Origin of the sequence: Fervidobacterium riparium, assembly GCF_025370035.1 — a bacterium.
Classification (GTDB): domain Bacteria; phylum Thermotogota; class Thermotogae; order Thermotogales; family Fervidobacteriaceae; genus Fervidobacterium; species Fervidobacterium gondwanense.
Genome location: NZ_CP009277.1, coordinates 1,287,639 through 1,310,187 on the forward strand (window position 1 = coordinate 1,287,639; position 22,549 = coordinate 1,310,187).

19 protein-coding genes and 1 tRNA gene are annotated in these 22,549 nt (G+C 38.7%); 12 read left to right on the forward strand and 8 right to left on the reverse strand.

What is annotated here, in order from left to right; genetic code table 11:
* The first annotated feature begins 212 nt into the window (after positions 1–212).
* Both IB67_RS05965 and IB67_RS05970 read left to right on the forward strand, forming a co-directional pair.
* Positions 213–1,436, forward strand: coding sequence for an MFS transporter (locus IB67_RS05965; protein ID WP_424695416.1), 1,224 nt, complete (start codon positions 213–215; stop codon positions 1,434–1,436).
* Positions 1,437–1,582: 146 nt separating this feature from the next.
* Positions 1,583–4,108, forward strand: coding sequence for an adenosylcobalamin-dependent ribonucleoside-diphosphate reductase (locus IB67_RS05970; protein ID WP_072759829.1), 2,526 nt, complete (start codon positions 1,583–1,585; stop codon positions 4,106–4,108).
* Between the two features lie 72 nt (positions 4,109–4,180).
* Here the strand turns inward: IB67_RS05970 and IB67_RS05975 are convergent, their stop codons facing one another.
* From IB67_RS05975 to IB67_RS05995, 5 genes are all read right to left on the reverse strand, one after another.
* The gene (locus IB67_RS05975) at positions 4,181–4,822 is read right to left on the reverse strand and encodes a redox-sensing transcriptional repressor Rex (RefSeq protein ID WP_072759831.1); all 642 of its coding nucleotides are present in this window, start codon (positions 4,820–4,822) and stop codon (positions 4,181–4,183) included.
* 143 nt (positions 4,823–4,965) lie between these two features.
* Positions 4,966–5,607, reverse strand: coding sequence for a lactate utilization protein (locus IB67_RS05980; RefSeq protein ID WP_072759833.1), 642 nt, complete (start codon positions 5,605–5,607; stop codon positions 4,966–4,968).
* An 86-nt stretch (positions 5,608–5,693) separates the two neighbouring features.
* Positions 5,694–5,771: transfer RNA gene (locus IB67_RS05985), tRNA-Asp, on the reverse strand.
* A 117-nt stretch (positions 5,772–5,888) separates the two neighbouring features.
* On the reverse strand, positions 5,889–7,073 hold the full coding sequence (gene lysA, locus IB67_RS05990) for a diaminopimelate decarboxylase (protein WP_072759835.1): 1,185 nt from the start codon (positions 7,071–7,073) through the stop codon (positions 5,889–5,891).
* 2 nt (positions 7,074–7,075) lie between these two features.
* Positions 7,076–7,750 carry a class II glutamine amidotransferase gene (locus IB67_RS05995; RefSeq protein WP_072759837.1) on the reverse strand — a complete coding sequence of 225 codons (675 nt, stop codon included), beginning with the start codon at positions 7,748–7,750 and terminating at the stop codon, positions 7,076–7,078.
* A gap of 144 nt (positions 7,751–7,894) precedes the next feature.
* On the opposite strand from IB67_RS05995, the gene IB67_RS06000 reads away from it, so the two are divergent.
* The 5 genes from IB67_RS06000 to IB67_RS06020 all read left to right on the forward strand — a co-directional run bounded on the left by IB67_RS06000 (position 7,895) and on the right by IB67_RS06020 (position 13,364).
* Complete coding sequence (locus tag IB67_RS06000; protein WP_498875182.1) at positions 7,895–9,070, forward strand: CsgG/HfaB family protein; 1,176 nt, start codon at positions 7,895–7,897, stop codon at positions 9,068–9,070.
* Between the two features lie 123 nt (positions 9,071–9,193).
* Positions 9,194–10,762: a sensor domain-containing diguanylate cyclase gene (locus IB67_RS06005; RefSeq protein ID WP_072759841.1), complete on the forward strand. Its 1,569-nt coding sequence runs from the start codon at positions 9,194–9,196 to the stop codon at positions 10,760–10,762.
* Positions 10,763–10,845: 83 nt separating this feature from the next.
* A complete protein-coding gene (locus IB67_RS06010; protein WP_072759843.1) occupies positions 10,846–12,660 on the forward strand; it encodes a heme NO-binding domain-containing protein in 1,815 nt (604 codons plus the stop codon).
* Between the two features lie 80 nt (positions 12,661–12,740).
* Positions 12,741–12,953 (forward strand): 50S ribosomal protein L31, encoded by a 213-nt coding sequence (rpmE, locus tag IB67_RS06015; RefSeq protein ID WP_072759845.1) that lies wholly within the window; start codon positions 12,741–12,743, stop codon positions 12,951–12,953.
* Between the two features lie 51 nt (positions 12,954–13,004).
* Positions 13,005–13,364, forward strand: a complete 360-nt coding sequence (locus IB67_RS06020) for a S1 RNA-binding domain-containing protein (protein WP_072759847.1) — start codon at positions 13,005–13,007, stop codon at positions 13,362–13,364.
* Between the two features lie 65 nt (positions 13,365–13,429).
* Here IB67_RS06020 and IB67_RS06025 read toward each other — a convergent pair whose 3' ends face one another.
* Genes IB67_RS06025 through IB67_RS06035 form a run of 3 tightly spaced genes read right to left on the reverse strand, consistent with a single transcriptional unit; the run spans position 13,430 to position 16,709 of the window.
* Complete coding sequence (locus IB67_RS06025; protein WP_245789612.1) at positions 13,430–14,614, reverse strand: MFS transporter; 1,185 nt, start codon at positions 14,612–14,614, stop codon at positions 13,430–13,432.
* A gap of 24 nt (positions 14,615–14,638) precedes the next feature.
* A complete protein-coding gene (locus IB67_RS06030) occupies positions 14,639–15,217 on the reverse strand; it encodes a TetR/AcrR family transcriptional regulator (protein WP_072759849.1) in 579 nt (192 codons plus the stop codon).
* 43 nt (positions 15,218–15,260) lie between these two features.
* Positions 15,261–16,709: a radical SAM/SPASM domain-containing protein gene (locus tag IB67_RS06035; RefSeq protein WP_072759852.1), complete on the reverse strand. Its 1,449-nt coding sequence runs from the start codon at positions 16,707–16,709 to the stop codon at positions 15,261–15,263.
* Between the two features lie 190 nt (positions 16,710–16,899).
* Here IB67_RS06035 and IB67_RS06040 point away from each other — a divergent pair, with 190 nt between their 5' ends.
* The 5 genes from IB67_RS06040 to IB67_RS06060 all read left to right on the forward strand — a co-directional run bounded on the left by IB67_RS06040 (position 16,900) and on the right by IB67_RS06060 (position 22,540).
* Positions 16,900–17,169 (forward strand): type II toxin-antitoxin system Phd/YefM family antitoxin, encoded by a 270-nt coding sequence (locus tag IB67_RS06040; RefSeq protein WP_072759854.1) that lies wholly within the window; start codon positions 16,900–16,902, stop codon positions 17,167–17,169.
* A 2-nt stretch (positions 17,170–17,171) separates the two neighbouring features.
* Positions 17,172–18,281 (forward strand): ABC transporter ATP-binding protein, encoded by a 1,110-nt coding sequence (locus IB67_RS06045; protein ID WP_072759856.1) that lies wholly within the window; start codon positions 17,172–17,174, stop codon positions 18,279–18,281.
* Positions 18,282–18,408: 127 nt separating this feature from the next.
* On the forward strand, positions 18,409–19,086 hold the full coding sequence (locus IB67_RS06050) for a 16S rRNA (uracil(1498)-N(3))-methyltransferase (RefSeq protein WP_072759858.1): 678 nt from the start codon (positions 18,409–18,411) through the stop codon (positions 19,084–19,086).
* Between the two features lie 456 nt (positions 19,087–19,542).
* A complete protein-coding gene (locus IB67_RS06055) occupies positions 19,543–20,691 on the forward strand; it encodes an ROK family transcriptional regulator (RefSeq protein ID WP_498875183.1) in 1,149 nt (382 codons plus the stop codon).
* Between the two features lie 34 nt (positions 20,692–20,725).
* Positions 20,726–22,540, forward strand: a complete 1,815-nt coding sequence (locus IB67_RS06060) for an ABC transporter substrate-binding protein (protein WP_424695390.1) — start codon at positions 20,726–20,728, stop codon at positions 22,538–22,540.
* Positions 22,541–22,549 lie beyond the last annotated feature (9 nt).

Here is a 22,549-nt window from a genome sequence, read left to right on the forward strand (position 1 = left end):
TTAAACAAAAAGTTCACTGTTTTCAAATCTTGAAATAAGTTGATTATATTCAAATAATTGAAGAAAATTAACTTTTTCTTTCCCATGCATTGTTTTATTTTCCATTGTTTCTTTGAACACACGCCAGTTTGTGATATCATTTATATGTAGTTCGCAGTACGAATTAAATTGTGGGAGGCGTTTTCGGTAGAATGGATCAAGAGCGAAGATATATGAATCCTTATAGGGCTTTAAGGAACAAGTACTATCGAAATTTCTGGGTTGTACAGAGTATTTCACTTATAGGAACGTGGATAGATACAACATTACGAGGTTGGGTAGCCGTCAACATGTTTGCCGAGAATAAAGCATCTGGATTTATTGGTTTGATTGCCTTTCTAAAGGGCTTCCCTTCAGTCTTTTTTTCGCCTGTCGCTGGTGTTCTAATTGATTGGTTCGGACCTAAGAATATTCTTCTTTACAGTCAAGTTATCGATGCTGTAAATGCTTTTATAATGGCATATTTAGTATGGAAGGGGTTGTTAAGTCCGTATGTGTTGCTTGCTTTAAGTCTTGCAATGGGAATAACAAGTGGATTTTATTTGCCGTCTCGAAATACGTTCATATCTAACATTGTTCCGAAAGAACTATTACCAAACGCTCTTGCTCTGCATTCTATGATCTTTAATGTGGCGAGAATGATTGGACCCACGATTGCTGGATTCATAGTTAAGTCTTATGGTTTACAGGTTGGCTTTATCGTAAATGCAATCTCATTCGTGCCACTTATCGTGGTTCTTTTCTTTATTCCTGATAACTATTCTTCATCTTCGAATGTGTCGTTTAAAAGATTTTTCCTTGATTTGCGTGATGGAATACGTTACGTGATTAAGAATGATGTACTTTCAAGAACATTCATAGGTTTAACGATGTATTCCTTATTCGGTATGCCATTTGGAATGTTGATGCAAGCATTTGTAAAGAGCGTTGTTAAGTATGATATCCTCGGATACAGTCTTATAATGGGGATGATGGGTGTTGGAGCATTCATCGGTGCAAATGTCGTGGCGAGCATCAATTCTAAGAGGCTTATCACTTTAAGGGAAGATTTTCTGCTGCTCATAATTGGACTGAGCATCCTTGCAGCATCTTTTCAACCAAAACTCGTTCCTATCTCTGCATTTATCGTTGGAGCATGTCAGTCTTCGTTTTTCAATATCACGAATAGTAGAACTCAACTTCTTTCTCCATCAGATATGAAAGGAAGAACAATCTCTCTTTATTCCTTTATAAACACGGGTGGCTCACCAACAGGAACGTTCGTTTTGGGATTACTCGGTAACGTACTTGGAGTGAAGAACGTCTACATCCTTTCTGGTATTATCCTCCTGTTTTTCTCATTTATTAGACTAATTAATCTGGTCAACTCCACAAAAAGTCGAACAACTACGTTTTAGCTTAAATAAAACCATATGTATGGCAAAATCTCTCCCGTTCTTCGTTACAATTTATTGTATACTATTGATTAGGACACACAATATGTGGTATAATCTTTCACGCAGGAGAATCTTTAGAAATCATGATTTATCCGGGAGGGATATTTATGTACTCAGCTTTATCGAAGTTCATCGATTATTGGAAGGATGTTGAGCCTTCGAAGAATGCATACAAAATATTGAGTGAAAGATACTTTCTTAAGACACCGGAAGGCGAGTACTTGGAAACACGATGGGAACACGTATGTCGCAGAGTTGCTCGCATTATCGCAACTTCAGAATTGGTTAATAACCCAAAACTTAAGGAGAAGGCAGAAGTTGAGCAGTTAGATGAAGTCAAAGCATGGGAAGAATTGTTCTACAATTTCTTAGTCTCGAGGATTTTCATACCAAATAGTCCTACTCTTTTCAATGCCGGTATGGGTGTTAGACATGAACTGTTGTGGAAACCAATAGAACAGATGACTTTGGAAGATTATTGGGAAATTTACAAGTCAAGGAACCATCTCCACATGTTATCAGCTTGTTTTGTAGTTCCAGTTGAAGACAGTATTGAAGGAATATTCGAAGCAGTTAAAGAATATGCACTTATAACCAAGGCTGGTGGAGGTATCGGAAGTAATTTTTCCAGGTTGAGACCAAAAGGAAGCTTTGTGGCTGGTACGCACGGTCAGGCAAGTGGTCCTGTATCTTTTATGCATGTGTTCAACTCAGCAGTTGGCGTTGTTGAACAAGGTTACAGAAGACGCGGTGCGTTAATGGGAATACTCAATATAGATCATCCTGATATAGAAGAGTTCATAACCGCAAAAGAGGGAAACGACGGGGAAAAGGTGCTTAAGTTCTTCAATATCTCAGTTGGCATTCCAATGGATAGGCAAGAACTGTTGAAATTGTACATGGAAGACGGAGAAATTGAACTACGACATCCAAAGTGTAAAGAATCAAAAAAGATTAAAGTTCGAGAGCTGATAAATAAGATGGCCAAAAATGCTTGGAAAACAGGCGATCCAGGACTCGCATTCCTCGGCGAGATGAATAAGTATTATGCCATGTACCCAGAGATGGCAATTGAAAGTACGAACCCGTGCGGTGAAATTGGGCTTGCACCTTACGAAGCTTGTAACCTTGGTTCTATTGACGTCGCTAAGTTTTTTAAGGACGGAGAATTCAACTGGGAAGCTTTCGGCGAAGCTACACGCTTAGCTGTTAGGTTCTTGGACAATGTTATAGACGTCAATGTATTCCCACTTGAGAAAATTGCAAAAGCTGTAGCAGATAGCAGAAGAATCGGACTTGGAATAATGGGATTTGCAGATTTGTTGTATTTGCTTGATATACCTTACGATTCGCCAGAAGGAAGACAATTTGCAGCTGATATGACTGCATATATGGCCATTCATGGACATTCGGAGTCAAACAGATTAGCACAAGAGAAGGGTAACTTCCCCGCATTTGAAAAGAGTAGGTATTACAGAGAGGACAATTTTGCACCGTTTGCTATGGGAATGAGTAAATTTGATGATGAATTGAAACAAGTTCTTGCTGAGTCAAAGCATGGTAAGAGAAATGTGGCAGTTCTTACGATAGCCCCAACAGGTTCAATTTCTAACATTGCAGACACAAGCAGTGGTCTGGAACCGAATTTCCTTTTGGCTTACGTAAGGTACATGAATAAACATGATGGTGGAAAAGAAGCGTTGTTCTACGTGAACAAGGTTCTTGAATCCAAGCTCAAACCCGAAATTCTTGAGAAGATTAAGGAAAGACTTGTAGAAAGCGGTTCCTTAAAAGGCTTTGAGGAAGTTCCAGAAAATATTAAAAGAGTTTTCGTTACAGCGATGGATATAGCACCAATGGATCACTTGCTCATGCAAGACGCGTTCCAAAGATATGTTGATAATAATATCTCCAAGACAATTAATATGCCGAACAGCGCAACTGAAGAAGACGTACTCAACATTTACCTTGAAGCAATGAAATTAAATATCAGAGGTCTCACGATCTATAGAGATGGTTCGTTGCAAACACAGGTACTTACTTCAGCAAAGAATTTGAAGACGAAAGACGCACCAAAGGTTCAATTCTTCGTTCTTGATGATAAACATAAATTGAGACCGAAGCCAAGAAAGGAAACGCTAAGAAGCGTTACAAGAAAGTTCAAATCCGATACTGGTACAACATACATAACAGTTAGTTTCGATGATAACGGAGAGGCTGTTGAAATATTCCTATCTAATGGTACGGAACTTGCAGAAGCAATTGGTAGGCTCAGCTCAATAGCTCTGCGTGCCGGAGTCTCCGCCGAGGAAATTTTGGAGCAACTGCGGAAGGTAAAAGGTAGCTATACACCAGCTTTGGCAAAAGAGATTAAGAATGCGGTTGACGACTTTGTAGATCTGTGGGGAGAGACCCCTGCAGAAGGCTTTGATACATTTACCATAGATGGAACTGCAAAGACTGCCGAAGAAATAGAGAAATTTGTAACTGCAAATGGTCTGCAGTGGAGTGAGGGATACTACATAGATGCAGACGGTAATACCTACTGTCCATCTTGTCTCTCAAAGAACAGCATTATCAAACAGGAAGGATGTACAAGTTGTAGAAAATGTGGATGGAGTAAATGCAGCTAAGTTGAAATAAGATAAACCCCCTTGCAGTTTTGAAGAAACTTGCAAGGGGGTCTTATTTTTGGATATCTTGAATCATTCATCGTCTTCCAAAATAAATGCATTATCTCCCATTATTATAGTATAGGCTAATGTTTCAAATGATAAAGTTATATCCACATCTTCAACAGGTATATTCACTCTCAGTTTAATAGGTGAAAAATTGACAATACCCTTAACTCCCGAATCTTCAACCTGTTCCGCCACATACTGAGCAGCGCTCTCCGGAACTGCTATAACAGCAATTTCTATGTTCTTCTCCTGAACCATCTCTTTGAGATCGCTTATGTGCGTTACAGTTATACCACCTATTTTCTTCCCAACTTTCTCTCTATCGTTATCGAATATAGCAACAACATTGAACTTATGTTTTAAAAGCCCCGGATAATTCGCCAGCGCACTTCCCAGATTTCCGGCACCTATTATTGCAACATTCCACTCTTTGTTGACGCCTATTATAAACGCTATCTCACCAAGAAGCTTGTTAACGCTATAACCAAGTCCGCGTTTGCCAAAGTTACCGAAATACGACAGGTCTTTACGTACTTGACTTGGCTTTATATTCAATCTTTCTGCAATGTCCTGCGAAGAAACAAAGTTAACACCTTCTTCTTTATATCTTGATAAGCAACGATAGTAAAGTCCGAGACGTTTCACCGTCGGTTTTGGTATTTTCATCCCGTTTCACCCCTGCTTTTCTTTAATAATCATAATGCATGTTATATCTTTCACAATTATATCACTTTTCCTTTCATTAATCAAGGAATAATTGATATCGTTTCACAAAGGTAATTATTGAATAGCGAACATCGTTCTTCAGTCTATAAACCACTTTCGAATGTTGTGAGTACAACTTTTATTCGCCCAGGTTGTCGAGCCGACGTTTCCACTACCACAAAGTAGTTGCAAATTCTTTGCTTGTTGCTACAATCTACGCAGTAGCCGGTCTTTATACATGGAGTCTCCAAGTTCAATCTCTTGGAATTCATAGGCGATATAAACTGTAGTCTTCGACGTGCATTTTCAACATCCTCAACAACCTTATTAACACTTGCAATAATCACAACATTTCTTGGACCATACAAAACTGCTGCGACTCTGTTACCATTTCCATCCAAAAATACAAGCTTTCCGTCATTTGTTATGGCGTTTGCACTGGAAAGATAATAATCAACGGTGAAAGACTTTAATTCAATTTCTTTTCTTTCTTGTATAGTTTGCGCTGAAGCTCTATCATAATATACATAGTTTCCACTACGCAATAAATTCAAGACTCCGGTTTCTGCTAAAGTCAAAGAACCACCATTAGAAACAGAAGCACCCTCAGGAATTATACTCTTTACCGTCTCAAGTAATTCTTCCTTTGAGCGGGCAATAAATACATCAAAGTATCTTTTCTTCATTTCTTTAGACAATTGTTCGGCAAGACTTTCATAGCGCCAGTTATAAAGCTCAACTCTCATCACGTCTACCCCCTTCGATTTTCTTGTTTGGCCATTGAATTCATTGGAATCATAAAGAAAAACGGGACCATTAAGGTCCCGTTTGTTGGCGGGGACGACGAGATTTGAACTCGCGGCCACCGGTGTGACAGACCGGCGTGCTAACCAGGCTGCACCACGTCCCCGTCTTTTTGTTGAGTCAGTTTTCGTCACTGACCGAGCAATATTTTGCCATACATTCCGGGAGTTGTCAATAGGGTATTTCAAAAAATTTTTCAAGATTAAACTACTTGAAGTTGTTTCTATACGATTGTCCTGAATAGGTCATCATACGTCTCTCTTCTTCTTATGAGCTTTGCTTCACCATTTGAAGTGATCAGTACCTCTGCGGGTTTCAAAGTTGAGTTATAGTTACTTGACATCGAGTAACCATACGCTCCAGCATTTTCTACTAACAGTAAACTTCCAACTTCTGGTATTTCTATTTCCCTTTGCACAGCTATGACATCTCCTGACTCACAAAGCGGTCCCACGATGTCTACTACATTTTTCTCGTTAGTCGGATTTAAAACCATGATTTTATGGAATGCATCATAGAGTGTTGGTCTAATCAACGCATTCATACCGCCGTTTACGACAACAAATGTCTTTTCTTGTGTTCTCTTCACATACTCTACTTGAAGCAGAAGAATACCAGCGGGTGCGATAATGTATCTTCCAATTTCCATTATCACTTTCTCAAAATCCTTTAGAAGTGGGATAAGTCTCTTTTTGTATTCAAAAATATCTAATTCAGAGCCATTGTAATTAATTCCCCATCCACCACCAATGTTTATCTTGCGCAAATTGTACCTTTTTGAAAGTTCAACCACTTGGGAGATTGCCTCTTCAAATGGTTCTATTGATGTTATCTGTGAGCCGATATGTGTGTGCAGACCTACGATGTTGTGGTTTGGTTTTTCGAGAATTCTGCTCACATCATCGATATTTATTCCAAATTTATTCTTTTTCAGACCAGTTGAGATATGAGGATGCGTTTTCGCATCAACGTTTGGATTCACTCTCAAGAAAAACTCCGGTACACTTTCGTATTGCCTTTTGAACGCCATCCACTGTTCGTATTCTTCGAACGAGTCTATATTAACATATCGAATGTTAGAAAGCACGTTCATATCCTCTCTTGACTTTCCGTTCCCGTTCCAAACGATCATTTCATCTGGTATACCAGCCTTTTTCGAAGCATAATATTCACCGACGGTTACTATATCAGTTCCGAATCCTTCTTCATACAGTATTCTGATCAAATTCGGATTGTTGTTTGACTTGCATGCAAAAGTCGGCAAGAGATTTACACCCTCGAAAACACTCTTTACCAGTCTTGCTCTCTTCCTAATCACTTCTTCAAAATACACGTAAAGTGGGGTTCCATACGTTTTTCCAATTTTGCTAATCAGTTCCTTTATTTCTGTTCTTTCTAATAGTTCCATGACTAAAATACCCTCCCTTTTTGGGTTACCTTGCCATTACTTACCTTAAGTATCTCGCCATTTTCCATCGGTGTTAGGTCGCCATTCACATTCTCAGAGTAAACAACAAAACCAGCTTCGTTTTGATCGTAATATAAAGTGAAATAGTCCGGAGATCTTGAATATATACAACCTACGTAAAGACTATCTTCTATCTCATCATAAAGTAGAAAATTCAAACCGCTATACTTGTGGTTGGTTACATATCTTCTAACATTATCAATTAATGCTTCGAAATTATCAAAAGAGAATATATTAAGAAAAAAGTCATATGTATCGCTTCGAAAATCATTTTCTATATTCGCATTGTACACAGTACCATTGTGAGCCAGATATTTACCGCTTATGTGAAATGGATGGAGCTGTAATTTTGTCTTATCCAAATTTTCGGAAGCCTTACGGGCGTGAACTATTCCCGCTGAAGCTTTAAAGCCTTCAACTACACTTTTCCAGAAATCATCTTCGAAGATAGCAACTACTGATTTATATTCCAGCTTGCGTTCTTTTGTGAATAGAACAAAACCGTACCCATCATCATGTGGTGCACTCTTACCACTCTTTGCCATTTCAGAAACGTTGATTATTATCTTTCCAACTTCAACGTATTCATTAGAGGAAAATGCTGCCATTCTGCACATTCCTTTTCGACCTCCTTTTTCATTTTGAATATTTTACCACATGATTTGAACTATCTGTAAACAGAGAAGGTCTAATATTGTATACAGAGAAGTATTGTGCGGTCATATTCTCTATTCTTCACTATATTTCGAGGAGGTGTATCTATGAACAGCCGAGCGTTTGGAAGAAAATTAGTAATTTTTGTATTCCTGTTTTTACTTGCTTCAATGTTTTTCACCGCAGGTGGAGTCACAATCACTGAAAAGGTCAAGCTTGTTATATTACCGGGGAAAATAGGCCAGGGATGGAACATGGACGAGGTTGACTATTTACTCTCAATACTTGAAGAGCAAGCTCTTGAACTCGGAAGATTCCAGCTCTTTCCGAGGGGTGATTTGCAACAGATAATGAAAGAGAGAAACCTCAGTGAATTCGGAGTCTCCGAAGCGGTAGAAATTGGAAAACTCGGTGGTTCAAAGTACGCATTACTTTTAACACTTACTGAACTGTCTTCATCTTGGAGTAGTAAATCAAACGCTTACATCGCAGTTTCAAGATACACCATAAAGCTTTACAACATTGAGGACGGAAGCTTATTAGCTTCAAAGACACTCGATTCGGGAGGTTCCTCAAAAGAAAGTAGTCAAAAGGCTATTACGGAGGCACTTAAGAGCACAGCGACAGATATTTGGTACGAATTAAGGCAGATATTCAAACTGGAAGCATATGTACAGGCAATCCAGGGCAATACGGTAATATTGGCTGGAGTTGATAGAAAACTCATAAAATCAGGTTATGTGTTTGAGATCGAGACAGAAAGTGGTGTTGGCTATGTGAAAGTTGTTGGATTCAACAAAAATGACGGAACCGTAGTCACACAGCTCATGTATGGAGAAATGCCCAAAGAGTACGATGTTGCAACCGAATATCCGATGCTACCAATTAGAGCCGGAATTGGAGTGAGTTACTTTTCTGGAATGTTTGGTTTGGGGATATCAGGATGGGGTGGAACAGAAGACATACCTGTCCCGTTACACATAGGTCTTGGAACATTCTTGGGCTCCATTTGGAGTTACACACCGGTCTATTTAAACTTAGGCGTTGGGATGAACATACTTACTATGGGACGTATTTCTACGATGGCCAATGGTGGTTTAAGTATGGTAGGACTTGTGGACATGGATACTTACGAACCTGTTGCTTATCTCTTTGGACTTTTTGTAGGTGGAATGATCACTTATGATTTCAATCCAAAATCTGGCGTTTATGGAAGTATTGGCTACTCATACTATTTTGGAGACGTTTCTGGCATTTCGATACAGATAGGTTTGTATTTTTAAGTAGATTTCAGTTTTTGAGGCAGAATATTGCTACTCGAACTTTGCCGTAGCAATTTTATCTGGTATAATCTTGCTTGATAGAATTGGATATTAATCTGAAGCGTAGATGATGGGGGATTTTCTTTGAGAGGTTATTTTTCTTATTATATGAAGAGCAGTTCATACTCTTTAGCTTTTTTTCTTTCCCTATTGTTACTTTTTAGATGGTCTATAGCAGCAGATGGAATCCTAATAGAACAGTGGCAAGTTCTTAGGGATAGCAATCAAGTTTTCCAAAGTGAAATAGTCGATGGTAGGTTTTACAGGGTTATCAAGAAACCCTCAACCGTAAGATTAAGAGCTATTTTAGATAGTAAGAAGCTCAAGAATAATACTAACCAACCACTTTATATTTACATACCTCAAATTGACACATCTTATTTTGCTGTTTATCTTGACGGACAAATCATTGGAAGTTTTGGATTTGAAAATGAACGTACGGCACATGTGTGGTATCAACCCTTTATCTTCAAGCTTCCTGAAAAAATTGCAGTGGATTCCAACATAGAATTTCTAATTTCTGGTGTTTATGAGATTGGCATCGACTTCCCAGTTACTATTATAAATGAAACACAGAAATCGAAGTATGCTGTGTTGTACTTTTTGACAAGCTTAGCTCTTCCCATTGCTACAGGTCTAGCTCTCACGTTATCGGTTATCTTATATTCCATCGCAATGAACCTATCTAATAACAAAAAGGAGATTTACAGACATTTAGCAATTGCAAGCTTTTTCGCAACCGTGTGGCTATTTGATTTATTTGCATTTCCAACGATGGGTTCTGTTACCACTTTTCTTATACTGAGAAAGATCTTTGTTGCTTCAGGATACCTCGGTTTTGCCGCGTTGCTATATGCAATCGACAAAGAAGTATCAAGCTCTCTTTCTAAGACTGGTAAAGTTATGGTGGCGACAAATTTCATCGGTGCTGCTTCTTTGCTATTTTCACCTTCGAATTATTTGCTCAAGGAAATTTCAAATAATGTTGCATTGCTACTTTTAGCCAACGCAGTTTATCTGTTCTTTAAATCATTGAAGATGTATTCAAGAGTTTTGATGGGTTTCATAATGTTTTTCATTTATGCGGTTTTACACGATGGAATTTCTATGTTCTTCTCAACGGGAACTAAGCTACTTTCGGGATTTGGTATAGCTTCAATGTTTGCTGGTTTTGCCTATACTCTGGTTCAGGAATATAAGCAAATGGTTGTTCAAATAACGATGTCACATATAAAGAGCATTACTGACCCACTTACTAATGCTTACAACAGAGGCGCATTAAGTGGGATAGTGTTCAGTCCAGATGATGCTTTCGTATATATTGATATGGATAGGTTTAAGGAAATAAACGACAAGCACGGTCATGACACTGGAGATGAAATCCTCAAGTTGCTTGTAAGTACTATAAAGAGGAATATAAGATCAAACGATATGGTCGTGCGAATGGGAGGAGACGAATTCTTAGTAGTTCTGAGAAGTTGCCCTGTTAATAAAGCACAAGAAATATTTGAAAAAATATCTAAAGAGTTTTATTTATCCCATATTCTCCATCCAAAATTTTCTTACGGAATCGTACAATATCAATTTAATCTTGAGAAAACTATAAGAGTTGTAGATGATTTAATGTATAAGATGAAAGAATCAAGAAGATGAATTTGCAAATTACTATTGTTCCTTGATTGAAATTTGTATAATGTGGTATAATATACAAGAATCGTTTGGAAAGGGGGATGAATATGAAAAGTTTTGTAATGAATATTTGGCTGAAGACGTGGAAGAAATTGTATGGTGAGAGTATCGTTGAATCTCTTATAGAGGAATTTAAACTCGACAAAACAAAACTCCTAATCCCAATAAACGATGTCTCAGATGAACTTGTGATGGAGTTCTCGAAAAGATTGGCGCAAAAAGTTGGAAAGACTTACGAGCAATTGTGGGAGGAAACAGGCTACAACAACATACGCTCTTTCCACGATGCGTATCCAAGTTATTTCAAAAAGAACAACTGTATGTCATTTATGAGCGCAATGGATAGTGTGCACAGAGCTTTGACAAGAAGGATATCTGGCGCTAAGCCTCCAAGGATTATTTTTAACTATATCGACCAGAATACAGCAATAGTCAGATATCAATCGCACAGAGATTTCAGATCTTATTTCTTAGGTTTATTAAAAGGAGCTTCCGAGTTTTTCAATGACCCGCTGAAGATTGAGATACTCGATCAAGGTTCGTCACCTTCTGGTTCATATATAGAAGTTAAACTTCATTCGACAAAACCATACGGAAGAACCGTTAAACTCCGCACGTTCAGGTTATTTTCGTTCGGCCTTTCAAGAAGTTTTATATCAACCTACACGATAGTTTTCCCGATTTTTACATTTATCGCGTCTTACTTGTTCACAAACTTTTTTGGTCCGCTTTTCGGGTCAGTTTTAACAGCGGGAGCTGCTTTAGCTGCTGTGTATTTTGGACTCAGAGACTTCAAAACTGGGTTTACAGCGCTTAAAGATAAGAATGAGATCTTGAAACAAAAGGATTTCAACAACACCGTTAACGTATATGGAGAAAAGAATTTTGAAGATATTTCCCAATCATTTAATGAAGCTGCATATGAATTCAGAGAATTTCTTATAGGTCTACAAGGCGATATGGAAGAAATAATGGCATTCTCTAAGAAAACAATAGATTCGGCTAACGTAGTCCAAGAACAAATAGATACTATGAAGGAATTGTCAACCCAAGTAGCAGACACTGCGGTACAGATAAGTAATGATGCCGAAAGAATTTCAGATGCTGTTACATCGAACGTGGAAACTATTTCAAAGACAATTAATCAACAAAATCAAATCATCAGTGATCTCAATCTTGCCGTTCAAAAGATAAGGGCTGCGGCAAGTAGTGTTGAACAGTCTGCTAACGGCATGAGAAGCATGAGTGATGATTTCGAGAGCATAGCCAATGAGAGCCAACAGCTAAGAAATCAGGCAAGTGCAATAATGGACATAGCGAAAACAGTTATGAGCATTGCAGAACAAACTAATTTGTTGGCATTGAATGCAGCTATAGAGGCTGCAAGAAGTGGTGAGGCAGGAAGAGGATTTGCAGTTGTAGCAGACGAAATCAGAAAACTTGCGGAAGAAAGCAAGGCTTCAGCTGTGAAGATTTCACAATTCCTTGGAAGTGTCTCTGGTGGGATTGATAAATTAAGCTCAAGTATTATTAAAGGCTATGAAGAATTGAAAGAACAATCTCAAACACTAATTAGAAGTGCAGAAGAGAGTAAAGAATCAAGTGAGATTATTTCTCAAATAAGCGAACAACTGAACTTGCTCGTTTCGACCTTGAACAGGGAAACAGACAAACTGGAGAGCATAACAACGAGTATACAAAACTTGCTCGCAATATCAGAAGAAAGTTCCGCAACAGCTGAGGAAATAAGTGCTTCTATTCAGAGGTTCTTTGATGAAATAAACAATGTGTTCTCAAATGTCAAACAAACAATAGCTCTCTTGAATACAATTCAAGAGAATTTCAAGGACATAAAAATATAATACTTGAAAAATCAAAGGAAAAGTGGTATTATATAACGTGAATTTAATCAGGCAAAAATCATGTAGGAGAGGTGAGTGAGTTGAAAAAGGGTATTCACCCAGAACTGAGGCTTCTAAACGTTAGGTGTGCTTGTGGTGCTGAGCACAAGATTTGGACAACTAAGGAACAGCTTAAAGTTGATGTCTGTTCTAACTGCCATCCACTCTACAAAGGAAGTGGAGGTGCAAGCCTGATCGTAGATACCGAAGGACGCGTGCAGAAGTTTAAGAAGAAGTTCGAAGGTAAGTATTGATAATTTTAAAAACGTGTACTCCAATCTTATCTTTCAGGAGGGTTATATTTTATGGAAGTTGGTCAAGTAGTAAAAGGCAAGGTAATAGAAGTACTCAAATTCGGAGCAAACGTCGAGCTTGAAAACGGAGAAAAGGGGTTCATACACATATCAAAGATTTCTAATCAGTACGTCCAGAAAGTCGAAGATTTTCTTAAGGTTGGACAAGAGGTAGAAGCAAAGATCATAGGAAAAGGCAGAGATGGCAAGTGGGAACTTTCACTGAAAGAAGAAACGAAGGAAAATGAAGCAGAAGCAAAGAAAGAAGATTTTGAAAGAAAGCTCCAGAAATTCCTAAAAGACAGCCAAAAGACATATTCTGAGTACAAAAGAAGATTAGACAAAAAGCAAGGAATTACGAAAAGAAAGTAAGAAAAATTAATAGCTAATAATAAAGGGGTGCATAACGCACCCCTTGTTCTTTCAATTTAATCTTGCTATTTTTTAATTTTGCTTATATAGAAGATTACAACTACCGCAGAAACTTGCGTTGCAACAGACAAAGCTATCAAATACCTAATGTCAAGCGAGTACATTAATCCTAAGAATGCACTACCAACAAACCAAGCAATGCCGAATATCGCGTTGAAGAAACCGTATGCTGTACCGCGCACTTCTTTGCTAACTAACTTTGCAATCGTAGCTTTCATTATGGATTCCTGCGCTCCCATTCCAATGCCCCAAAGAGCTGCACCGATAAACACGTTTGCCGAGGTTTGCGAAAACGCAAATATAGAATAAAACGCCGCGATAAATGTCGATAATGCCAATATATTTATACCGAACTTATCAAACAGTCTGCCGAATATGAGTGCTGCAAACGCATCAATTATCATCGCAATCATATAGGCTGTTGGTATCAGAGCTGGGGACAATATACCAAACTTCTGAACATGATAACCAATCAGGGCAAAGTCGGCAAAGCCAAAAGCGATAAGTGATATTGCGATTAAATACGCATAGAACGCCTTGTCAAATTTAATTTGACTGCTTTTGGAAGAAACCGATTCCTTTTCCATTTTCTCAGGCTCTGGAACCAGAACTCTTGCTATGAATATAATACCGATTGTTATTAACGCAGGAAACGCGAGAAATGAGAATGCTTTTCTGTAAGAGTCAATAGTTCCAAGTTTTATATTTTGTGCTATCGTTATACTCATTATCAATGGACCAATAGTAGCTCCAATTTGGTCAAGAAATTCCTCTAAAGCAAAGGTAGTTCCGTATCCGAGCTGACTGCCAGCAAATGAGGTTATTGTATCTTTTGCCGGCTTTCTTAAAGCCTTTCCAATACGTTCTAACACGATGAGTAGTGCCGCTAAAGTCCAGTGTTTTGTAAGTGCAAGCGTGGGTATTACAAGTAAGTTGACAGAGTAACCTAATATCGCAAAAAACCAATATTTCCTCGTTTTGTCAACAAGCTTTCCTGTTAGGTATCTCAGCGTGTATCCCAACAGCTCACCAAGACCAGCCACGGCACTAACTACTACTGCTGATGCACCAAGCAATCCAAGGTAAGGTCCTACAAGGCTCCTTGCTCCTTCGTAAGTGATGTCGCTGAATAAACTCACAAGCCCCATTAAGAGTACAAAATAAAAAGCCTTCTTTTTTGAAGAGTTCACTGTTCATGCACCTCTTGAGAAAATTTATTGATGTGCTGACTGTTCCGGCTTCTCCTTTAAAATAACTCTTACCAAAAACTCTTCTACACTTTTTAACAAACTTTTTCTTGGAATTGAATCAACAGTCGAAATTATTTCAGTTGCTGTTGACGGGTCAATGTTATTTAAAACCCCTTCGTTTTTACCCCTTTCGAAAATCTTTTCAAGCCTACTCAACAGACTGATATATCTCTTATGTGCGTTTGCAAAATTGCTCTCATTTTCAAGTACGTGCATTCGCTCTCGAGCAATCAATTTACTAAGCTGCTGCTTGTTAAGGGCAAACTCAACGTATTTCTTTATTAGTTTCTTAATAACTTTCAGAATGCTACCTTCATTTTCTGCTTCGGAAAATAGTTCTGTCTCTAACTCGTCAATAACACTTACCCAAACTTCCTCGAAAAGAACATCCTTACTTGGAAAGTAATAATAAATAAGGGACTTGCGCACGCCCGAGGCTTGCGCAATGTCCTCCATACTTACTCCGTCGTAACCTTTTTCTGAAAATAATTTCCTTGCAGCAGAAAGTATCTTCTCCCGCGTTTCGCTTGACTTGTTAGCCAATTTGAGCGCCCCCAAATGCTTGCTATGCCATCATATCTTATAATCACAGGGACAGTTTTTTGTCAACTTTAAGTGCCTCTTCTTTGTTCATGTATCGCTTCATTCTTGTTTCGTAATTATAAATTCCGCGGTTTACTGGATACCTTTCAACGTAACCATATTCATACCATAATTTGTCTGCGTATTCTTTCCACTCTGCTGCCAACTTGTCAAGTTCTGGCGCTAATTCAGTAATTGTCTTTTCAGAACCTTCGTGCTGCGGTATTGCATTGAAGTTCTTAACCATTGCTCTAAACACCTTTGGGTTGTCGATAATTGGGCATGGTCTGAATAGGTTATTCGAGAATGGAATCGCTCTCTTGTATGATTCGAAGAACGGAGATTTGAATATTTCTAGCAGTGATTTCTCTCTTATGCTATCAACAGCAAATTGCTGGAAAACACATGGTTCAACGTAACCTTTTGCGTTGACATGGAAATACTTTGCTCCGGCAGACAGACAACCATGAGTTAAGAAGCCGTGATTCCAAAAGTCCGCAACGAATGCAAACCTACCGCTCAGCCTCATCTGCTCTGTCTTAAAGAACCTTTCGTATCTCTGCTTTGGAGTTGGGACAAGATCCATTACTGGGTCTTGTCCAACTGGCATGAACTGGTAAATCCAGACGTAACTTACGCCGTTTTCTTCCAGGAAGTTCCAGAATTCATCTTTCATGATTATATCGTGGTTGACACGCGTTGCTGTAACACTTGCACCGAAAGGTATACCGTACCTTCTCAATCTTTCCCAAGTGTTCTGTATTGCCTTGAAGACACCGTGTCCTCTCCTCCAGTCCGTTTCTGACTCGAATCCTTCGACGGAGATTGAAATCGTTGCGTTTCCAAGCTCAGACAGTTTCTTGGCCTTTTCTTCATTGATAAGGATACCGTTTGAGTAAATCATGAAGTAGTGTTCATTGAATTCTTCTAAAATTTCCATTAGATGTGGCCAGTAGAAAGGCTCACCACCGGTGATTACCCAGAAATAAATACCGAGCTCTTCGCCTTGCTTAAGAATGTTCCTAACCTCGTCTTTCGTTAGTTCGTACTTTCTACCGTAGAGACCAGCGTAACATCCTATACAGTTCAAGTTGCAAGCATAAGTTGGACTTATAACACCGAGTTTCGGAAGAACGACTTTTTCTTCGTGCATTATCTTTTGCCTCGTTGGTTCACCGATTGCAAATTCGTTGATTATAAGGTTGTTGATTATCTTTTCAACGGATTTTGGAGAGGACTTTTGGAATATCTCGATCCACTTTTTAATCATTGGATGTCCTTCTTGTGCCATAAGGCCGAGCTTTTTAAGCCCGCTCTTTGCCGGTTCCTTGCTCAGTGCCGAAACTGTGAAAAGGAGTTTCGCAAACGTTTGCGTATCAGCCTTTCTCATCACAGATGAAATCATCTTACCAGCTTGATGATAAACCAAACCCTTTAATCCACCAACTGCCATAATCTTATCCCTCCTTGAGTATCTTTATATCTTTGGAAATTTATTGACCGTTCAGTCAAATTTCTATCATAATTTTACTCCTCTTCCTCCTCAGCGATATTTCTTATTGGTAACATTTATGTAACTTTTTACTACCTGCAACCATACTTGTCTTTTTTTGACTATAATTATAGTCAGGAGGTAAACAGATATGAGAACTAAGCAAGAATTTCTCTCGTTGGCTGAGGCTAAGGCAAAGTTTTCGAAAGTTGTTGATGATTCCTTGAATTTTGATATTATTGTTACGAAGAATGGCAAACCCACATCGGTTGTAATCTCTTTTGATAAATACAAAAAGATCATGGAATTTATGGAAAGGGTGTGGGATTTGTATTTGTTGGATTTAGGTGATCCTTCGCTTTTCAAAGATTTAAAATTGGAGGAAATTTTTGAATCTGAAACTGATGAGGAGGGTGAGTAAGTATGGCACAGGTTTTGCTCGAACACGTATGGAAGATTTACGAAGGTAAGGTTGAAGCTGTAAAAGATGCAAACTTCACGGTTGAGGACAAAGAATTCGTGGTTCTGCTTGGACCATCAGGCTGTGGTAAAACAACAACACTCAGAATGATAGCTGGTCTTGAAGAAATAACTAAGGGTACTATAAAGATTGATAATCGCATAGTCAATGATGTTGAACCGAAAGATAGAGATATCGCTTTCGTTTTCCAGAACTATGCGTTGTATCCACATATGACTGTTTACGAAAACATGGCATTTGGTTTGAAGCTCAGAAAAGTACCAAAAGATGAGATCGAAAAACGTGTAAGAGAAGCAGCGAGAATTTTGGAAATTGAACACCTTCTTGATAGAAAGCCAAGACAACTTTCAGGTGGTCAAAGGCAAAGAGTTGCTGTCGGTAGGGCAATTGTTAGAAACCCAAAGGTATTCTTGTTTGATGAACCACTATCCAACCTTGACGCTAAGCTTCGTGTGCAGATGAGGGCTGAACTCAAGAAATTGCACATGAGGCTTGAGGCAACAATTGTTTACGTTACACACGACCAGGTCGAAGCTATGACAATGGCTGACAAAATTGTAATCATGAAAGACGGTGTTATCCAACAGATAGGAAGTCCGTATGAAGTTTACAACAGACCAGCTAACATTTTTGTTGCCGGTTTTATTGGAAGTCCTTCTATGAACTTCCTCAATGGAAAGATCATAAGAGGGGAAGGTGGGCTCTGGGTTAAAACAAGTGGTCTAAAACTGAAAGTACCTGCAGAATATGAAGACAAGTTAGCAAATTATATTGACAAAGATATAGTCTTCGGAATCAGGCCTGAAAACATATACGATAAGATGTTTGCAATCGCTCCGAAACCTGAAAACACGGCGGAAGTTACTGTCGATGTTGTTGAACCGCTTGGCAGTGAAACATTACTTCACGTAGTGGCCGGCGATGATAGACTTGTAGCAAGAGTTAATGCAAAGAGCCAAGCTAAGGAAGGACAAAAAATTGATCTCGTCTTCGACATGACAACTATGAACATATTCGATAAGGACACTGAGAAGGAGCTTCTCCACTGGTAATTTCGAATTATTTCGTCCTGCCTTTAAAATTGTTGACTTTTTAGAACATATATAAATCACTACCGCCCTTGTACCTGCCTTTAAATTACGAAGTTGTGCAAGGGCGGTATTTTTGGGGGAGTGTAAATTGCCAAATCTATTCTATTGTATGCCAAAGGAAGATGTTGTTCATTTCGATGAGCACGAGGTAACACACATGAAAGTCACTCGTGTTAAAGAGGGGGAAGTTATTGAGGCAACTGACGGTAATGGTGGTAAGTATAAAGTTGTAGTGAAAAAAATAGACAGAAATTCGGCTTATGGAACAGTTATCAGCTATGATTTTGTTCCAAATACGGAAGGAAGACTTGTCTTATTTGCACCATCTGGACGTTGGGAACGACTCAGATGGACCATTGAAAAGGCTGTAGAACTCGGGGTAGACGAGATATACGTCTTTAACAATGATCGTGCATCAAGGCATTACGATGATAAAATTGAAAAGCTGGAACTGATTGTAAGAGAGGCTTCTAAACAATGCGTGAGATATCATTTTCCAGTAATTAAACCTGTCGAATTTCTTGATATTTTCTCCTTAGCACCGGAGAGTACGTATATTTTAGATTTCAAAGGTAGAAAGATCCCGAAAAGGATTTCAAAGAACATTGGATTAATTGCAGGACCTGAAGGAGGATTCTCCCAAAAAGAGCTTTCAATATTGAAAAAAAAGTTTAAAAGCATATGTCTTGGAAAAAAGATCCTAAGATTTGAAACGGCTATCATTCTTGCTACGGGAATATTCAGTATGAAGTTAGGGAAAGTATAGGAAGTATGGCAAGGCAACGACAAAATATATGATAATTATAACAATCTGGCACAGCTTAGCTGTGCCTTTTTGTTTATTTTCTGAACTTTTCTCAATTCGCTGAAGTGTACAGCATTAAATTCGGACCACACAAGCCCTATAGTATATATTAGAACACAGAAGAGAAATTCGTCATTCATCATAATTCCAATAAAAAGATGAGTTTTCCATCTTTTTCTACATAAGAGTGAAAAATGCATCTTCCTAATTTGTATGCTTTGAAAATTGAAACAAGTTTCATTAAACATTTGAATAACAATAGAATATTTCTTTCTCACTTAGAATAATAAATAATTCTCTTGTAAGTCATTATTGCTTCAAATATATTCAGTATCATAGTGTTTCTTTTATCCGCCTTTGTCTTATATAATATAAGTGATTTTTTCTGAGAAAGAATTAATTCTGTAGGGGGAGCATATGGTAAACAAGAAGCTTAATCCCGTATCTATGAAAAGAAAGAACAAAAAGATGGTAATGAGGTACCTAATGGAGAAAGGGCATGCCACGAGGAGCGAAATAGCTCATAAAACTGGACTTGCTTTAAGTGCAATCTGGAGATTAATGGGTGAGCTTGAATCCGAGAACCTTATTGAGGTTAAGAATACTTCGTCTGGCAGAGGTAGGAAATCTTTAGTCTATGCCCCTACAACTTCTTTCATAACATCGGTGATATACAACGTGGAAGTCAAGGAAACAATTGTAGCTGTCGGTTTTCTTGATGGGTCTTGGAGAATTGTGGAAAACTTTTTAACACCCGACAATTTTGGAGAGTTTAAGAGAATTGTGCTTGACACGTTTTATAGAATTCAAAAGAATTACAGAATCAATAGCAATATTACGAAAGTTGTTTTCTCTCTACCTGGAATGGTTGACTATAAGAGAAAGCTCCTAATCTGTGCTCCTAATTTAGACTGGAAAGATTTGAATCTTCAAAGGGAATTTAAAGAGATGGGTTTAGAGGTACTTGCCGAGAATGATGCAAACCTTTCTTTGCTTGCCGAATTGTTTTTCTCAAATGATGTCAGAGAATCTAAGGTTGCGTTTTTCCTGTACTTTGGTGAAGGTATAGGCGGCTCTATCGCTGTAAACGGTGATATTGTTAGGGGAAAGAATTCTATAGCAGGCGAAATTGGACATGTGGAGTTGAGTGTTAGCAATACTGAGCTCGAGAAATTACTTTCATTATCAAAAATTTTAGACAGAATAGAAAGTCCTACCTTTCATCGAAACGCATCGCTGAAAGATAAGTTTGAATACATGAAAAAACTGTGGTATGAAGGGTACCCTGGTGTTAAACACGTAGTAGATGATTTTATTCACCAACTGGCTTTAACCGTAAGGAATATGGGTTATCTTTTGAATCCCGATGTCATTGTTTTTGGCGGACTAATAAACGATATATATGAAACGTTTTCATCAGAGATAAATGATCGATTGAATCAAATTATTGGAGCAGATAAGATTTTTGATGTGAACATACGCGATACTGTTTTCAAAGAAGTTCCGCCCTCGCTTGTTGATGCAAATGTTTTAGTTCTCGAGGATTTTTTGAGGTCTTTTGATTGATGACTACCCAACTTTACTATCAGGAGGTGTGAGTATGAGGAAGTTAGGTACGTTCTTGGTTTTGTTATTTGTTCTCTCTTTAACGTTTGCAGCGGTGTCTTTCCCGCGTGAGGAAACAGTTTACATTGCTGGTGCTCTATGGGGACCAGCAACGACATGGAACCTCTATGCGCCACAGTCAACATGGGGTACTGACCAATTTATGTACATACCGGCTTTTCAGTACGACCTTGGAAGAGATGCTTGGATTCCTCTCATTGCAGAAAAGTACGAATTTGTCAACAGTACAACACTGAGGATCTACATAAGGCCTGAAGCAAAGTGGAGCGATGGAAGGCAGATAACAGCAGATGATTTTGTTTACGCTTTTGAACTTACAAAGAAACTTGGTATTGGACCAGGAGCAGGCTGGGAGAACTACATAGACTCAATAACACGCCTTGGAACAAAAGTTGTTGAATTCAAGGCAAAGACAAAGCCACTGAACTACTTCCAGTTCTTGTCATACGCTCTTGGAGCTCAACCAATGCCAAAGCACGTTTATACGGCTCTCGAAGCAAAGAAGATAAACATACAAGACTGGATAAACGACAAACCATCTGAGCAAGTTGTCTCTGGACCTTACAAGCTCTACTTCTACGCACCTGATATTGTTGTCTATCAGAGGGTTGAAGATTGGTGGGGTAAGGGTATTTTTGGACTGCCAAGGCCAAAATACATTGCACATGTAATTTACAAAGATAATCCAAGTGCAAGTTTGGCTATTGAAAGAGGAGATGTAGACTGGGCTGGATTGTTCATACCAAACATCTGGGAAATGTGGCAAAAGAAGAATCTCCCAATTGGAACATGGTATAAATCGAAACCATACTTCCTACCAGACGGTGTTGGTTTTGTCTACTTAAATAACACAAAACCTGGACTTTCTGATCCAGCAGTTAGAAAGGCTATCGCTTATGCTATACCATATGAAGATATGCTCGAAAAGGCATACTTCGGCTACGGCAGTCAGGCACATCCTTCGTTTGTCATTGATTTGTTCAAACCAAATAGGCAATACATAAACTATGATCTTGCGAAGAAGACTTTTGGAACAAGCGATGGTAGAATTCCATACGATATTGAAAAGGCAAACAAGATACTCGACGAAGCAGGTTACAAATTAGGAAAAGATGGCATAAGGGTAACACCGGATGGCAAGAAGCTTTCTTACACGATATCAGTTCCTTACGGTTGGTCTGATTGGATGATGATGTGTGAAATGATAGCACTCAGCCTGAAAAAGGTAGGTATTGAAGTTAGAACTGAATTCCCAGATTTCTCCGTCTGGGCAGATAGAATGACAAAGGGAACGTTTGATATAATAATCTCTTGGAGCGTTGGACCAAGCTTTGATCACCCATTCAACATTTACAGATTCGCACTTGATAAGAGGCTTTCTGCACCAGTTGGCGAGGTTACATGGGCAGGAGACTGGCAGAGATACGACAACGACGAAGTAGTAAAACTATTGGACAGTGCAGTTTCCTCTCTCGATTCGAACGTCAGGAAGAACGCTTATTTCAGACTGCAAGAAATGATCTATAAAGATATGCCAAGCATACCTGCATTCTACACAGCTCACTGGTACAATTATTCGACAAAGTATTGGAGAAACTGGCCAAGTGAAGATAATCCGTACTGGTTTAGACCAGCACCATGGCATGCAGATGCGCTACCAACACTATTCGGGATCTCCTCTGTTAAGAGTCCTCAACCAGTTCCAAAATGGTTAGGAACAACCGAAGAAGGCGGACTTGGTATTCCAACTTCTAAGGTATTCGACGACCTTAGCAAAGCTAAGAAATAATTGAGAAAT

Excerpts from the sequence above, each read along its gene's own strand:
- IB67_RS06020 (WP_072759847.1), top strand. The coding sequence starts at position 13,005 with ATGGAAGTTGGTCAAGTAGTAAAAGGCAAGGTAATAGAAGTACTCAAA.
- IB67_RS05970 (WP_072759829.1), top strand. The coding sequence starts at position 1,583 with ATGTACTCAGCTTTATCGAAGTTCATCGATTATTGGAAGGATGTTGAG.
- IB67_RS06000 (WP_498875182.1), top strand. The coding sequence starts at position 7,895 with ATGAACAGCCGAGCGTTTGGAAGAAAATTAGTAATTTTTGTATTCCTG.
- IB67_RS06055 (WP_498875183.1), top strand. The coding sequence starts at position 19,543 with ATGGTAAACAAGAAGCTTAATCCCGTATCTATGAAAAGAAAGAACAAA.
- lysA (WP_072759835.1), bottom strand. The coding sequence starts at position 7,073 with ATGGAACTATTAGAAAGAACAGAAATAAAGGAACTGATTAGCAAAATT.
- IB67_RS06045 (WP_072759856.1), top strand. The coding sequence starts at position 17,172 with ATGGCACAGGTTTTGCTCGAACACGTATGGAAGATTTACGAAGGTAAG.
- IB67_RS05980 (WP_072759833.1), bottom strand. The coding sequence starts at position 5,607 with ATGAGAGTTGAGCTTTATAACTGGCGCTATGAAAGTCTTGCCGAACAA.
- IB67_RS05975 (WP_072759831.1), bottom strand. The coding sequence starts at position 4,822 with ATGAAAATACCAAAACCGACGGTGAAACGTCTCGGACTTTACTATCGT.
- IB67_RS05965 (WP_424695416.1), top strand. The coding sequence starts at position 213 with ATGAATCCTTATAGGGCTTTAAGGAACAAGTACTATCGAAATTTCTGG.
- IB67_RS06060 (WP_424695390.1), top strand. The coding sequence starts at position 20,726 with ATGAGGAAGTTAGGTACGTTCTTGGTTTTGTTATTTGTTCTCTCTTTA.
- IB67_RS06040 (WP_072759854.1), top strand. The coding sequence starts at position 16,900 with ATGAGAACTAAGCAAGAATTTCTCTCGTTGGCTGAGGCTAAGGCAAAG.
- IB67_RS05995 (WP_072759837.1), bottom strand. The coding sequence starts at position 7,750 with ATGTGCAGAATGGCAGCATTTTCCTCTAATGAATACGTTGAAGTTGGA.
- IB67_RS06010 (WP_072759843.1), top strand. The coding sequence starts at position 10,846 with ATGAAAAGTTTTGTAATGAATATTTGGCTGAAGACGTGGAAGAAATTG.
- IB67_RS06035 (WP_072759852.1), bottom strand. The coding sequence starts at position 16,709 with ATGGCAGTTGGTGGATTAAAGGGTTTGGTTTATCATCAAGCTGGTAAG.